The 13,285-nt window shown below is 37.6% G+C and carries 16 protein-coding genes; 15 read left to right on the top strand and 1 reads right to left on the bottom strand.

Annotated features, from left to right (window positions below):
• Position 1: 1 nt before the first annotated feature.
• From AC106K_RS19480 to AC106K_RS19415, 14 genes are all read left to right on the top strand, one after another.
• A complete protein-coding gene (locus tag AC106K_RS19480) occupies positions 2 to 469 on the top strand; it encodes a hypothetical protein (RefSeq protein WP_482447136.1) in 468 nt (155 codons plus the stop codon).
• 90 nt (positions 470 to 559) lie between these two features.
• Positions 560 to 1,030, top strand: coding sequence for a hypothetical protein (locus AC106K_RS19475; protein WP_482447135.1), 471 nt, complete (start codon positions 560 to 562; stop codon positions 1,028 to 1,030).
• 40 nt (positions 1,031 to 1,070) lie between these two features.
• Positions 1,071 to 3,254 (top strand): TonB-dependent receptor, encoded by a 2,184-nt coding sequence (locus AC106K_RS19470; protein ID WP_482447134.1) that lies wholly within the window; start codon positions 1,071 to 1,073, stop codon positions 3,252 to 3,254.
• Positions 3,255 to 3,541: 287 nt separating this feature from the next.
• Positions 3,542 to 4,192: a Crp/Fnr family transcriptional regulator gene (locus tag AC106K_RS19465; RefSeq protein WP_482447133.1), complete on the top strand. Its 651-nt coding sequence runs from the start codon at positions 3,542 to 3,544 to the stop codon at positions 4,190 to 4,192.
• Between the two features lie 123 nt (positions 4,193 to 4,315).
• Entirely contained in the window at positions 4,316 to 5,158 is an 843-nt protein-coding gene (locus AC106K_RS19460; RefSeq protein WP_047099687.1) for a DUF5777 family beta-barrel protein, read from the top strand.
• A 1-nt stretch (position 5,159) separates the two neighbouring features.
• The gene (locus AC106K_RS19455) at positions 5,160 to 5,510 is read left to right on the top strand and encodes a hypothetical protein (RefSeq protein ID WP_482447132.1); all 351 of its coding nucleotides are present in this window, start codon (positions 5,160 to 5,162) and stop codon (positions 5,508 to 5,510) included.
• 11 nt (positions 5,511 to 5,521) lie between these two features.
• On the top strand, positions 5,522 to 6,067 hold the full coding sequence (locus AC106K_RS19450) for a YceI family protein (RefSeq protein WP_185289404.1): 546 nt from the start codon (positions 5,522 to 5,524) through the stop codon (positions 6,065 to 6,067).
• The gene (locus AC106K_RS19445) at positions 6,064 to 6,588 is read left to right on the top strand and encodes an ankyrin repeat domain-containing protein (protein ID WP_482447131.1); all 525 of its coding nucleotides are present in this window, start codon (positions 6,064 to 6,066) and stop codon (positions 6,586 to 6,588) included. The genes AC106K_RS19450 and AC106K_RS19445 overlap by 4 nt, the downstream gene beginning before the upstream one ends.
• Position 6,589: 1 nt before the next feature.
• A complete protein-coding gene (locus tag AC106K_RS19440) occupies positions 6,590 to 7,354 on the top strand; it encodes a T9SS type A sorting domain-containing protein (RefSeq protein ID WP_482447130.1) in 765 nt (254 codons plus the stop codon).
• Positions 7,355 to 7,499: 145 nt separating this feature from the next.
• Positions 7,500 to 8,099, top strand: coding sequence for a GrpB family protein (locus AC106K_RS19435; RefSeq protein WP_482447128.1), 600 nt, complete (start codon positions 7,500 to 7,502; stop codon positions 8,097 to 8,099).
• A gap of 24 nt (positions 8,100 to 8,123) precedes the next feature.
• Positions 8,124 to 8,519, top strand: coding sequence for a cytidine deaminase family protein (locus AC106K_RS19430; protein ID WP_482447127.1), 396 nt, complete (start codon positions 8,124 to 8,126; stop codon positions 8,517 to 8,519).
• Between the two features lie 36 nt (positions 8,520 to 8,555).
• Positions 8,556 to 9,401 carry a GNAT family N-acetyltransferase gene (locus AC106K_RS19425; RefSeq protein ID WP_482447126.1) on the top strand — a complete coding sequence of 282 codons (846 nt, stop codon included), beginning with the start codon at positions 8,556 to 8,558 and terminating at the stop codon, positions 9,399 to 9,401.
• A 104-nt stretch (positions 9,402 to 9,505) separates the two neighbouring features.
• Complete coding sequence (locus tag AC106K_RS19420) at positions 9,506 to 10,789, top strand: alkaline phosphatase family protein (protein ID WP_482447124.1); 1,284 nt, start codon at positions 9,506 to 9,508, stop codon at positions 10,787 to 10,789.
• A 141-nt stretch (positions 10,790 to 10,930) separates the two neighbouring features.
• Positions 10,931 to 11,737, top strand: coding sequence for an alpha/beta hydrolase (locus tag AC106K_RS19415; protein ID WP_482447122.1), 807 nt, complete (start codon positions 10,931 to 10,933; stop codon positions 11,735 to 11,737).
• 82 nt (positions 11,738 to 11,819) lie between these two features.
• Here AC106K_RS19415 and AC106K_RS19410 read toward each other — a convergent pair whose 3' ends face one another.
• Positions 11,820 to 12,698, bottom strand: coding sequence for an NAD(P)H-binding protein (locus AC106K_RS19410; RefSeq protein ID WP_482447121.1), 879 nt, complete (start codon positions 12,696 to 12,698; stop codon positions 11,820 to 11,822).
• A 175-nt stretch (positions 12,699 to 12,873) separates the two neighbouring features.
• On the opposite strand from AC106K_RS19410, the gene AC106K_RS19405 reads away from it, so the two are divergent.
• Positions 12,874 to 13,242, top strand: coding sequence for a winged helix-turn-helix transcriptional regulator (locus AC106K_RS19405; protein WP_482447120.1), 369 nt, complete (start codon positions 12,874 to 12,876; stop codon positions 13,240 to 13,242).
• Positions 13,243 to 13,285: the final 43 nt, after the last annotated feature.

Raw genomic sequence — 13,285 nt, 5'->3', positions numbered from 1 at the left:
GATGAATAATCAGTTATATTTAATAATATTCTGGATGCTGGCTTCCTGTGGGATGCCGGTATCCTCTTTATATCAGGATAATACAGTATCTGTGATCTCTGCTGAAAAAACAGTATGGGCAGGGGGTAGAGCAGGAGTAAAAGGGATCATGTATCGTATTAAACTTAAAAAAAAGAATAATAAAACTGTTATTATAAAAACATTACGGGCAGAAGGTAATACAATTCCTTTCTCTCAGAATGATTCGGGAAATATCATTACAGTAAAAGGCAATTTCCAGTATAAAAATGAAGAAGAAAGTAAGGTTGCTGATATGCCGGAAGGAGTATCCACGAGTGCTCCTAATGTTCAAAATTCAAATCCAAAAGACAGTTGGATAGAATATACCATAAAAGGATCTGCTGCTTCCCATAGGATCAATATTCCAAAATTTACTTCCGTACAACCAACGGGAGATCCTATTCCTTAAAATATCTTTCATTCTTTGAATAAAAAATTATTTCTTATTTTTTTGTGTATCCCGGTGATGATGTTATTCAGTAACATGATATATTCTGTGATGTCTCATGTAAAAAAAGAATACTATGAAAAAACACAATATGCCATCACACGAAATAGCATAGGAAGAGGAAAAACGATATGTTTCTCAGAAAAAGACCTGGCAGGAGCAGAATGGAGAGAAGAAAAAGAATTTATCCTTGATGGGTTTTCTTATGATGTTATTACCACCAGCATTGTGGATGGAGAAAAAACATATTTCTGTTATATCGACAAAAAAGATATTATCATCAACTCATTGCTGGACTTTTCAAAAAAACTTGCCGTAAAAAAGACCTGCTTACAACGGCAGATCAACCTTCCCATACACGAGAAAGGAATATTTAAAACATCGGGCTTTTCTGTCATCTTTGACAATAAAGAATTCAGATTCTTTTCTTTTTTTTATCTGAAAATAATATACAACACCCCCCCTTCGTCAGAAGACAATCATTATGTATCCATTATTATACCTCCTCCGGAGATCGCTTAGTCACAAAGCGAATATAATATTAATGGTAAACAAATAAATAATGAAAAAATATATATGCATAGCAGCGATGTTAGGCTGCACTATTGCACATGCTCAGCAGACACAGGAAGGTTCAATTGACGAAATCAACATCCTGGGAAGAAAAAAAATAAAACAGGAACGTGCAGAATTCAAAAGACATGCACAGTCAGTAGAAACCCTTTCAGAGGAAGACCTTAACAGAAACAATCCGGCAGCAATCGATCAGACTTTATCTACTATGCCCGGACTTCAGGTGGATAAACGAACCAATTTCGGAGGTCAGAGACTTGTTCTGAGAGGATATGGAAACGACCAGAAATTCAATAACTGGGGGATAAAAGCTTACTGGAATAATATGCCACTCACCACCGCAGAAGGGACTACTACTCTCGATGATGTGGATTTTGCATATGTGACCAATGTGGAAGTGATCAAAGGACCCGCTGCCACCATGTACGGAGGTGGAGTAGGTGGAGCCGTACGTTTCTATACCCGTCCGGATTTTACCAAAGGAGTATCCATATCAGAAAATGCAATGTTTGGAGCATTCAAAACCTTCCAGTCGAGAACACAACTGAATGTGGCTGATGATAATTATTCCGTAAGTGCGGCTTATGGACACCTTGAAACAGACGGATACAGACCAAACGGAAGCGGATTAAAAAACTTTTTCAACGTAAACGGAACTGTTAAACTGGGCAAAAAAGACCAGCTAAGCTTCTTTGCAAGTCAGTCATATTCTTACGAACATACTTCCGGGCAGATTTCTTATGATGATTATTATGCGGGCATTGACAACGGAAATGATGCTTATATCCGTAAGAATGCGGGAACGAAAATAAAATCGACCAGAGTAGGGTTGAGCAATATGGTAAGCCTTACCTCCAATTTAAGGAACTATACCACTTTATTCTATTATAACGGAAATACAGAAAGTGTTTCTGCCGGAGCATATGGATTGACCAGTTCTCCCAATGTAGGCCTTCGTTCCACATTTACCTTGAAAAATGAATTTAAAAATTTTGAGAACCGTTTGGATTTCGGTCTGGAGATACAGAATTCTGTTTCCACTACCTCAAGTTACCGCTTTACAGGTTCATTGACGAATCCTTTACAGACAACAGGGATGGCTGGAGCTTCATATTTTAAATACAATAATAACCAGTCGACTTATTTTGCCATCGATTATCTTACCTATAAACCATGGGGACTTACTTTGTTGGCTGGAGTAAGTGCCAATAGAACCAATTATGACAGAAAAGACCTTTATGCATTTCCTGATTTAGTTCCGGGGCACAAAGATCAGTCATTTGAAAAAAAGTTTGATGTAGCCTATACCCCTCATTTTGCCTTACAGAAAGAATGGAAACATCAGATCTTTAATCTGAGCTATAGCGAAGGATACAATTCGCCAACAGCCGCATCATCATTTACTACAGGTACCAATACTGTAAACGATGATTTAAAGCCGGAAAGAGCGAGAATGGTAGATTTTAGTATTCAGGGGCTTTTACTCAATACAAAATTGGACTACCGCATTTCGGCATTCAGAATAGATTATTCCAATAAACTTACTCAGCTGCTGATTCCGGGGAATACAGCTAATCAGACATACTGGGCAAATACCGGAAGTCAGAAAAATACCGGATTAGAATTCAGTGTAGGGTATCAGTACAGAACAGACAATTCTTTTATTGAACGAATTGTTCCGTTTGTAAACCTGTCCTATTATGATACAAAATATAAAGACTTTTCTGTTTTCGATCCCAAATATCAGGATCCTGATACCAAAAAAATGGGAATGCTAAGAGTATACGATCATAAAACCGTTGTAGGTGTTCCAAGAAATAAATACGCCGTAGGTTTGGATATTTTTACAAAACCTGGATTCTACCTGGTTAATACTTATAATTATATGGGTAATGTATATACCGATTTTAATAATACTAATCTCGTAAAAGGTTTTGGATTGCTGAATTCGAAACTGGGCTTTAAGAAATCCTTTAATAAACTGGATGTAGATGTTTATGTAATGGGGAATAACCTTACCAACCAGATCAATTATACATTCCTGTTCTTAGGAAACAGTATTGGTGATTGGGATCAGGGAAGTAATTACCCAAAAGGAACAGCTACCGATCTTAACCCCGGACCAAGCAAAGCTTACTTCTTTTATGGCCTGAATCTGAAATACAGGTTCTAAAACTTAAAAACTGCTTCATTTCTATGGAGCAGTTTTTTGTTAGGGAGAAGATCCGGAGAAAATTCAGATTCTTTTTCCAAAACAGTTTTGAAAAACATAGTTCTATACTACCGGATAGCTTGAATTTTACAATTATATTTTTAATGCTAATATCTTTTTATTGTTGAAAAATATAGTGAAATCATCTGAATATTGCCGTTTTAATTCTTATAATGAAAGAGTATTATTTATCTGATATATTGTTTGTCTGATTTTATATATTTGTTCAAAATACTTGACAAGAAAATATGGTAAGCAATAAGTTAATTCATCAGAAATTTGGTTTTTTAGGCAGCGCTTTTTTAGCAGAACTTGAAGAGCATGCCATCATAACCAATATAAAAGCGAAGACGGAAATTATCAGAGAAGGACAAAAAAATAAATATGTTCCCTTTTTAGTAAAAGGCTCCATTAAAGTTTTTACCCTTAATGACGGGCGGGAACTTATATACTATTACATTAAGCCCAGTGACAGCTGCCTGATGACCTTTTCTTCAATTTTTACAGATCATATAAGCAGGATATATGCTGTAGCAGAAGAAGATTCGGAAGCACTGCTGATCCCTATCTCCGTGATGCACAGTTGGCTGATTCAGTTTCCGGAAATCAATAAACTCTTCTATCGTGAGTATGACAGAAGGTTTTCAGAAATCATGAATATGGTTAACGATGCTGTTTTCCACAGACTGGATAAGAGAGTCCTGAACCATATCAAGCAGCAGATTGCCCTTACAGGAAATAATCCTATTAAAATTACACATCGGGAGATTGCCAATAGCCTGGGGTCTTCCAGAGAAGTAGTAAGCAGAGTGCTGAAAAAAATTGAAAGCGATGGAGACATTGTACAGACCAAAGAAGGAATAAAAGTGGCTGTAAATGAAAATGTTAGACTTGTCTAATTTGTAATGTTTTAAAAGTTTTTGTTTTACGATTGATAAAAACAATTTCTTCGGTGACTTTTATCACACATTTTTGAATTGAGAACTCTATAAGTTTGTCATATAACTAAATTTAAAGTATATATGACAAAAGCTCTCTTATTTTTGTCTGTATTTTCTTCAGTTTTTGCCTTTGCACAGGAAGATCTGCTGAAAGATATAGACACCATTCAAACCAATTCAGAAATCTCACAGCCTGCTTTCAAAGCCCTTCAGATTGTTACAGGACAATCCACCAAACTGGCGGCCAAAAAAGAATGGTATATGATCGTTGCCCATAGGTTTGGCGACATAAGCGCAGGATTTAAAGATTTTTTTGGTTTGGATAATGCTTCCACCAAATTAGGCGCCATCTATGGAATTTCAGATGCTGTCTCTGTAAGTCTGTCCAGAGAGACCAATATGAAAACCTTTGAAGGAGGGGTGAAATATAGGCTGATCAGACAGAACGAAAAATTTCCGGTAGATATTGTCGGCTACAATGTGATGGCTGTCAATACTGATCTGAAAAAAGACAATTATCCTTATCTTAAATTCAATGACAGGCTTTCTTACCTTACTCAGGCACTGATTTCCAGAAGGTTTACAGATAAACTTTCCTTACAGCTTACCCCTTCATTTGTTCACAAAAATCTCTATGAACCGAGAAATGAAGACAAAAATCAGTTTCTGACAGGTTTGGGCGGTCGTTATAAAATTTCAAAAAGAGTATCTGTAAATGCAGAATACTTTGTGAATTTTGACAATCACAGTTTTTATAAAAATCCGCTCTCATTGGGAGTAGATATAGAAACCGGGGGACACGTTTTCCAGCTTTTATTCACCAATTCCCAGATCAATTCAGATATTGGATACCTTACCAATGCATCCGGAAATTGGGGAAAAGGACATATTTTCTTTGGGTTTAATCTTTATAGAGTTTTTTAATATGAAAAAATTAACATTCCTTTTGAGCTTATCCTCAATGATCATCCTTTGCAGCTGTGATAGCAGAACCTATGAAGAAATTTCAGACAATAAACCTATCGAACTGCCTGTAAAATATACAGCAGACATCAAACCTATCATTGATAACAATTGTATCGGTTGTCATTCAGAAGGTTCTTTTATTAAACCCCTCGCAACCTATGAGCAGGTAAAAAACAACATCAATAGTATTCTGGATCGTATCCAAAGACCCGATGGAGATCCCGGGAAGATGCCCAAAGGAGGTTCACTGTCTCCAGCGCAGATCAATACCTTCATCAAATGGAAAGCTGACGGGCTTACTGAAAATTAAAAATATTTGATATGAAAAAATTAATAGTATTCAGCGTATTCCTGGTTTTTGCCGGCTACGCTTCAGCACAGAAATACAGTTCTAAAACCGGAAAGGTGACTTTCGAAGCATCAGTGCCATTATTTGATGATATTTACGCTCAGGATGATAACAATCTGGTGGTGATGAATGCAGATAATGGAGAAATAGCTTCCGTTTCAGTTGTGAAAAACTTTCATTTCAAAACCAAGCTAATGGAAGAGCATTTCAATGAAAGCTATGCAGAAACGGCAAAATACCCTAAGACAACATTTAAAGGGAAAATTGTCAATTTTGATAAAACGAAACTTACAGCAAGCCCTCAAAAGTATACGGTGCAGGGGACGCTTAATTTTCATGGAGTAGATAAAGCGGTCTCTTCCGCAGCTACATTGTATGCAAAAGACGGTAAGATCTATATGCAGGGCGGTTTTGTAGCCAGACCTGCAGATTATAAAGTGACCATTCCGAAGATGGTGACCAAGAAAATTGCTGAGAATGTGAATATTGACTACAACTATGTATTGATCAAACAATGAGAAACATCATCGTAGTACTGGGGATATTTCTGACTAGTCTTTTATCTGCTCAGGAAAAAACAAAGTCAATATTTGATATTGCGAGAACCGGAACCGTAGCTGAAGTAACGGAACTGATGAAACAGAACCCGGATATTATCAACCAGGTGAATGAAAACGGATTTTCTCCTCTGATATTGGCCTGCTATAGAGGAAATACCGAAGTTGCCAGATACCTGATTGATCATGTAAAGGATTTGAACTATAAAAGCAAGGAAGGGACAGCTTTGGCCGGGCTTGCCGTAAAGTATAACAAAGATCTGGTGGAACGCCTGCTAAAGAAAAAAGCGGATCCCAATATTGCAGATGCTACAGGATATACTCCTTTATTCTGGGCCGTGAAATTCGGAAATAAAGAACTGGTAGAATTGCTGCTTCAATATAAAGCGGATAAAACAAAAAAAGATTCAATGGGAATGACTCCCTTTGAATATGCCTTAAAAACAGACCATAAGGAAATTATTAATCTTTTAAAAAATTGATATGAAAAAACTTTTACTCACCTTTAGTATGGTCCTTGCAAATTTTGCCTGGGCCCAGTTTTCGTCAGGAACGGTAAGTTTACCCACTACCGGTATGACGGTGAAATTAGACACTACACCTACCGGAGCAACCATTACAGTAACCGGCGACAGCAATTCTATGCTGGGAATCGGATTTGGAGGAAATGGGGTAGATGGCGGCGGTATGGCAGCAGGAGCAGATGGATTTATTTATAATTCTTCTGCCAATAGAGATTATTCGTTTAGTGGCTCAGGAATCGCACCTACAGCTGATCCTTCACAAGATTGGACCGAAACATCCAATACCGTAGCTGGAAGCACCAGAACAATTGTTGCTACGAGATCACTCTCAGGAGGGGCAGGAGATTTCGCCATTGCCAATGCTGCAGGAACAATCAATATATTTTATGCCCGCAGAGGGGGAGGTACAACTTTGGGCTACCATACTGCAGGAAGAGATTATGCCAAGCTAACAATGGTGTCCAGTACTTTGTCTGTCAATGAAATAGCAGCAGAAGCTAAAAAAACAATGCTCTATCCTAATCCTGCCAAAATATCTGTAAGTCTTAAGAATGTTGACAAGATAAAAACCATAGATATTTACGAAGCTACAGGAAGAAAAGTAAGAACAGTAAAACCGGATCAGGAAAAAATAAATGTTGAAGATTTGAAATCAGGAATTTATTATTTTGAAATTCTGCTGAAAGATGGAAGTACCTCTTATGAAAAACTCATTAAAGAATAAAAGTAAAAAACACACCTAAATATTTCAAATGAATACCTCTGATTCTTCAGAGGTGTTTTTTTATATACATATTTAAAATTATCGAAACGCTTTATTCTAAAGGCTTTGGTTGAAATTTCCTATATTTGTGTACAGCCGGATCCTCATGAAAATTACCTTTGAAAAATACAATCCTTCCTGGAAAAAACAGTTTGAATCCATTAAAAATGAATTGGAGGAAAACATTGGTTTCTTGAACCTGCACATTGAACATATCGGGAGTACGTCAGTGGAAGGTTTATCAGCAAAACCTGTTATCGACATTATGATTGGTGTACAGAGTGAGGATGACCTGGATAAAATTCCGCCTTTGATGACAGGAAAAGACTATGTATACTACGAAAAGTACAATGAGGAGATGCCGTATCGCCGTTTCTTTATTAAACTTACAGACCAGACGCAGAATTTAGGATTTCCGGAAATCATTCATTCAGGGGACGTGATTCCTGACAAAATGCATGATCACAAACTTCGTATCGCTCATATTCATACCATTCCTGTTTCTTCAGAACATTGGCTTCGTCATATTGCATTCAGGGATTATCTGCGTACCCATGTTGAGGTAAGAGACGAATATCAGCGGTTAAAAGAACATCTCAGCTTACAGGAATGGCACGACGGGAATGACTATAATGACGGAAAAGATCCATTTATCAAGAGAGAAGAGCGAAATGCAGTTCAGTGGTATCTGGATCGTCAGCAATAAAACACCAAAAACTTAGTATATCATATGAGAAAGGATTTAAAAGAAATAGCCGCCCGGTTTGCCGGTTCAAAAACATTGAATGACTTTATAGAATATGGAGGAGTAGCTGCGGCCATTGAAACAGAAGCGGGAAATGTATATACAGGAATCAGTATAGATACAGCCTGCTCCATGGGATTTTGTGCAGAACACAGTGCTGTGGCAGAAATGCTGAAAAACGGAGAATATCAGATCAGGGCTGTAGTCGCTGTAGGAGAAGATGGGAATGCGGTACCTCCTTGTGGGCGCTGCAGAGAACTGATGAGTCAGCTGTCAAAAGAAAACCTCAAGGCAATTGTAGAAGTGAAAAATGGAGTGTTTATGACTTTAAAAGAACTTTTGCCTTACGACTGGAAAGAAGATCTCGGCCGTGAATGGTAATTTTTTAATCTGATTTTTTTTAAACAATATATAACAATGGAATTCAAAACCCTTTCAAATACAAGTACAGAAGATATTTTATCTGTATTCAATCTTTCTTTTTCAGACTATATCGTTCCCTTTCATTTATCATTAGAGCAGCTGACAACAAAAATTGCAGCGGAGAAAATAAACCCGGATCTATCGGTAGGCGCATTTGAAAATGGCAGACTGGTTGGATTTATCCTTCAGGCTGAAAAAACTGGAAGTGGAGAAAAAATTATTTACAACGGCGGAACAGGAGTAATACCAGAGGCAAGAGGTAAAGGTCTGGTAAGGAAGATGTATGATTTTATTATTCCTATTTTGAAAGAGAGAAATGCAGATACACTCCTTCTTGAAGTTATTGAAGGAAATGCTGCTGCAATCAGGGCTTATGAAAATTTAGGTTTTAATAAGGTGCGGAGATTGCTTTGCTTTAACGGAAATATCAATGCAGAAAAAGAAAGCGCTGAGGTATCTGTTCAGGAACTGAAAGATTTTCAATGGGAAAAATTATCGGCTTTCTGGGATATTGAACCTTCATGGCAGGGATCTGTTTTTGTGCTGAATCCTATGCCTGAAAATTATATCACTTTAGGAGCTTATGTAGGGGAAAAACTCGTTGGATATATCATCTATGGCCCTGCTGCAAAAAAAGTATATCAGATTGCAGTAGATAAAGATCATAGAAAACAAGGAGTTGGTACAAAGCTTTTCAATGCAATAAGAGAAAGAAATAACGGAGAAGCTATTTCCCTGAATAATGTAGAAGATACTGCCGAAGATACCCATCTATTTTTGACCCAGACCATCGGGCTTAAAAATCCGGTCTCTCAATTTGAAATGAAGCGTAGCATTTGATCCAATATGCTCTTAAAAATAAAATGAGTGGTTTTTAATATACTTTTAACCTCTTAAACTTTTCAGGCAGCAGGAGAGGATGTACCTTTGTCAAAATTTAAATAATGAAGCGAGGAATACATCTTTTGCTGCTGCTTATCTCCTTTACGGGTTTTGCACAGCAGGCAAACATTGATACAGCTCAGGTTGTGATACCCGGCCGTCAGAACAGTACAGAAGCTCAGTCGAAGCCTTATGTGATCATGATCTCCACCGACGGATTCCGTTATGATTACGCCAAAAAATATAACGCTGAAAATCTTCTGAAGCTTTCCAGTAACGGAGTACAGGCAAAAGCAATGATTCCCAGCTATCCGAGTATTACTTTTCCTAACCACTGGAGCCTGATCACAGGCCTTTATCCTTCTCATCACGGATTGATCGATAATTTTTTCTACGACTATAAGCGTAAGGAATCCTATGCGCTGAGCAATAAGAAAAATGCTGAAGACGGAAGTTGGTACGGAGGAACTCCACTTTGGGGATTGGCTGAAAAACAAGGCGTGGTAACAGCATCACTGATGTGGGTAGGCTCTGCCAGTGACGCAGGAGGAACAAGACCTTCTTACTACTACCCTTACCACGAGAAATTTACCCCTGCAGAAAAAGTGGAAAAAGTGGTCAACTGGCTGAAGTTACCGGAAGACAAAAGACCTCATTTTATTTCATTATACTTCCCGGAAGTGGATGGAAGCGGGCATCACTATGGCCCGGATACCAAAGAAACGGAAGCAGCTGTTCATCTGATCGACCAGGCTGTTGGTGATTTGGTACAAAAAGTAAATGCATTAGGATTAAAAAATGTCAACTTTATATTTGTTTCGGACCATGGAATGATCAAGGTGGATGGAGGCGCTCCACTGGAAATTCCGGAGCTTCTTCTGGATAAGAACCGTTTTGATTTTTATAATTCCCAGACGTTATTGAGAGTATATGTAAAAAATCCTGATGAGGTAAAAACGGTTTATAAAGAACTGAAAGCTAAAAAAACAGCTGATTATGAAGTTTATCTAGATAAAAAGCTTCCCAGATACCTTCATTTTGCAACAAGAGATGACCGCTACAACAGGATAGGACAGATTCTCCTGATCCCGAAAGCCCCGAAAATATTCTTAGAAAAAGGAAAAAAATCTTCAGTAGGAAAACATGGCTATAATCCTTGCATTGTTCCGGAAATGAAGGCTACATTCTATGCTTGGGGCCCTGAATTTAAAAATAATAAGGTCATCGATGAATTTACCAACGTTAATGTTTATCCTTTAGTGGCTGAAGTGTTAGGATTAAAGATCGACCAGCCGATTGACGGAAAACTAAAAGTACTGTATGGTATTTTGCAGGAGAAGAAATAAAGATAAAGTGAGAACATCTGTTTATCATTAAACTTACTTACTCATATAAAATCGCAGTGTAGCATGAATTGTTACATTGCGATTTTGCTTTGTATAGCCTTGTTATCAATAAAAAGCAGTACTTTTAATAAAAAATTAAACATGAAGTATAGGTTACTATTCGTATTTTTATTGCTGTTGAGCGGTCAGGTATTTTCTCAGAATCAGGATGCTGTTCCGACACATGATCATTTTACAATGGAGTCGAAAGAAGTGGGTGAGACCAGAACAATTAATGTATGGAAACCTTTAGGCTATGATAAAAGTTCTGCAAAATTTCCGGTTTTATATATGGCAGACGGTGGAGTTCAGGAAGATTTTCCCCATGTTGCCAATACTCTGGCAAAGCTTATCAAATCAAAAACAATACCTCCTATGATCCTTGTTGGGATTGAAAATACCCAGCGCAGAAGAGATCTTACAGGACCTACAGAAAATGAAGAGGATAAAAAAATTGCTCCCGTTGTAGGAGGTTCTGAAAAATTCAGAGCATTTATCAACAATGAACTTTTTGCCGAAATCAACAAACGATACAGAACCGGAAATGAAAAAGGAATCATAGGAGAATCCCTGGCCGGACTTTTTGTGATCGAAACTTTTTTGCACCATTCCGATATGTTTGATTTCTATATTGCTATGGATCCTTCATTATGGTGGAACGATGAATACGAAGTGAAAACGGCAAAAGAGAGCCTTGCTAATATTACCAACAGCTCTAAAAGACTATGGTTTACTTCATCCGGAGAAAAAGGGATCTTTGAACCTGTGAATAGGCTATCTGAGGTATTTAAATCTGCGGATATGAAGAATGTAAAATGGAAATACGAAAATGCGCCGAAAGAAACTCACGCTACCATTTTCAAAGCCAGCAAAGACAAAGCTTTGATCTGGACTTTTACCACTAAATAATCGGACAGTTTTTTGTTATTAAAATAATAAGATTCGGCGCACCTCTGGTGCGCCGAATCTTGTTTACCTATATTCTTATCTTTTAAAATTTAGAAGAAAATTCTTTAGCAAAATCTTCCAGCTTAATGTTACCCGTAACCGGAGAACCATGCTCAATAAAATCTTTCTGTACCGTACCTGTTCTCATTCCCTTTCCCATTTCAACATACAATTCTGCCATATCCTGGGGAAGACATGCCTGAAGCATTCCGTTCAATGCATCCTCATCAGAGAACTCTATCCACGGAAGTTCCGGTTTCTGTACAGATGCTCCTAAAACGCTTGCAAAGTCAGAGGCTTTTCGATTGTCGCTTACAATATATCGGATATTTTTACCTGCCTGATCTTTTACCAACTCTTCGGCGGCTGCTTTTGCAATATCATGGGGATGTACCACAGGAATTTCTATATTTTCCGGATAATTTCCCCCAATGATTCCTGCATTTTGAATTAAAGGAATATCATTGAAAAAGTTGGTATAGAAATATCCTGCTCTTAAAAAGGTGAAAGAAGTATTTTCTATATTCTGATATAGATTTTCGATATGATGAAGCCCTTTTATCGGGCCGTTTTCCACGGGAGATGCAGCGCCTACACTGCTGAGCATTACAGCTCTTTTTACATGGGCATTTTTGATAGCTTCTGCATAGTTTTTTCCAGCATTAATGGTGTTTTCCACAATATGGGCAGCACTGATGGCTGGGGGAGTCATCACAAAAACAGCATCTGCTCCCTGAAATGTTTGTGTTAAAAAATCTACATCCGTAATAGATCCTATAGCCGGGGTTGCACCCAAAGATTCAATATTCTGTTTTCGGTCTTCGTTACTGCTTATTACAGTAATATCGTGTCCTTCTGCAACCAGTTGTTGCGTTAGAGGTTTTGCTACGTTTCCTAATGATCCGGTGATTACAATTTTCATAAGTAAATTTTTTTATGGTTTTTAATGTTCATATGCAATGGCTGAATATGAATTGATTTTTTGTCAATGGATTAATTATCAGTGATTTTTATGAGAAAAATGTTTTTTTATTTCTGAGAACAAAGTTATATTTGTACTTACTTTTATACAAGTACTTACCCTAAAGTATGTATCTATGACAGCAATCAAAGAAAGTTCAACCATTCAGGAAAATAAAAAAATAGTGCAGGACTGTCCTGTAATGTATGTGATGGAAAGAATCGGGGGATTCTGGAAACCTATTATCCTGTTCAATCTTTCCACAGGAGAAAAAAGATACAGCGAATTGAAAAAAGCTATTCCTGCTGTTACGGAGAAAATGCTGATTCAGCATCTCAAACAATTGGAAGCAGATGGGTTGATCATCAGGACCGCAAAACCTGTAGTTCCGCCTCATGTTACCTATAAACTGAGTAAGGCAGGAAATGAACTGTCTCCGGTAATTGATGCTATGGCAGAATGGGCCTTTCAGGATATGGAAAGAAAGGTGCAGACACAGAAATAAAATATCTGATTATTCTTAAAGTAGGGTTTTCACTGATGACACT

The organism is Chryseobacterium sp. FR048 (assembly GCF_056844665.1).
Note: the sequence above shows the minus strand (reverse complement) of the source record. Positions and strands in the feature narration are given on the sequence as shown.

Bases quoted from the DNA above. Each gene is read 5' to 3' on its own strand.
- AC106K_RS19480 (WP_482447136.1), top strand. From the start codon at position 2: ATGAATAATCAGTTATATTTAATAATATTCTGGATGCTGGCTTCCTGT.
- AC106K_RS19475 (WP_482447135.1), top strand. From the start codon at position 560: ATGTCTCATGTAAAAAAAGAATACTATGAAAAAACACAATATGCCATC.
- AC106K_RS19470 (WP_482447134.1), top strand. From the start codon at position 1,071: ATGAAAAAATATATATGCATAGCAGCGATGTTAGGCTGCACTATTGCA.
- AC106K_RS19465 (WP_482447133.1), top strand. From the start codon at position 3,542: ATGGTAAGCAATAAGTTAATTCATCAGAAATTTGGTTTTTTAGGCAGC.
- AC106K_RS19460 (WP_047099687.1), top strand. From the start codon at position 4,316: ATGACAAAAGCTCTCTTATTTTTGTCTGTATTTTCTTCAGTTTTTGCC.
- AC106K_RS19455 (WP_482447132.1), top strand. From the start codon at position 5,160: ATGAAAAAATTAACATTCCTTTTGAGCTTATCCTCAATGATCATCCTT.
- AC106K_RS19450 (WP_185289404.1), top strand. From the start codon at position 5,522: ATGAAAAAATTAATAGTATTCAGCGTATTCCTGGTTTTTGCCGGCTAC.
- AC106K_RS19445 (WP_482447131.1), top strand. From the start codon at position 6,064: ATGAGAAACATCATCGTAGTACTGGGGATATTTCTGACTAGTCTTTTA.
- AC106K_RS19440 (WP_482447130.1), top strand. From the start codon at position 6,590: ATGAAAAAACTTTTACTCACCTTTAGTATGGTCCTTGCAAATTTTGCC.
- AC106K_RS19435 (WP_482447128.1), top strand. From the start codon at position 7,500: ATGAAAATTACCTTTGAAAAATACAATCCTTCCTGGAAAAAACAGTTT.
- AC106K_RS19430 (WP_482447127.1), top strand. From the start codon at position 8,124: ATGAGAAAGGATTTAAAAGAAATAGCCGCCCGGTTTGCCGGTTCAAAA.
- AC106K_RS19425 (WP_482447126.1), top strand. From the start codon at position 8,556: ATGGAATTCAAAACCCTTTCAAATACAAGTACAGAAGATATTTTATCT.
- AC106K_RS19420 (WP_482447124.1), top strand. From the start codon at position 9,506: ATGAAGCGAGGAATACATCTTTTGCTGCTGCTTATCTCCTTTACGGGT.
- AC106K_RS19415 (WP_482447122.1), top strand. From the start codon at position 10,931: ATGAAGTATAGGTTACTATTCGTATTTTTATTGCTGTTGAGCGGTCAG.
- AC106K_RS19410 (WP_482447121.1), bottom strand. From the start codon at position 12,698: ATGAAAATTGTAATCACCGGATCATTAGGAAACGTAGCAAAACCTCTA.
- AC106K_RS19405 (WP_482447120.1), top strand. From the start codon at position 12,874: ATGACAGCAATCAAAGAAAGTTCAACCATTCAGGAAAATAAAAAAATA.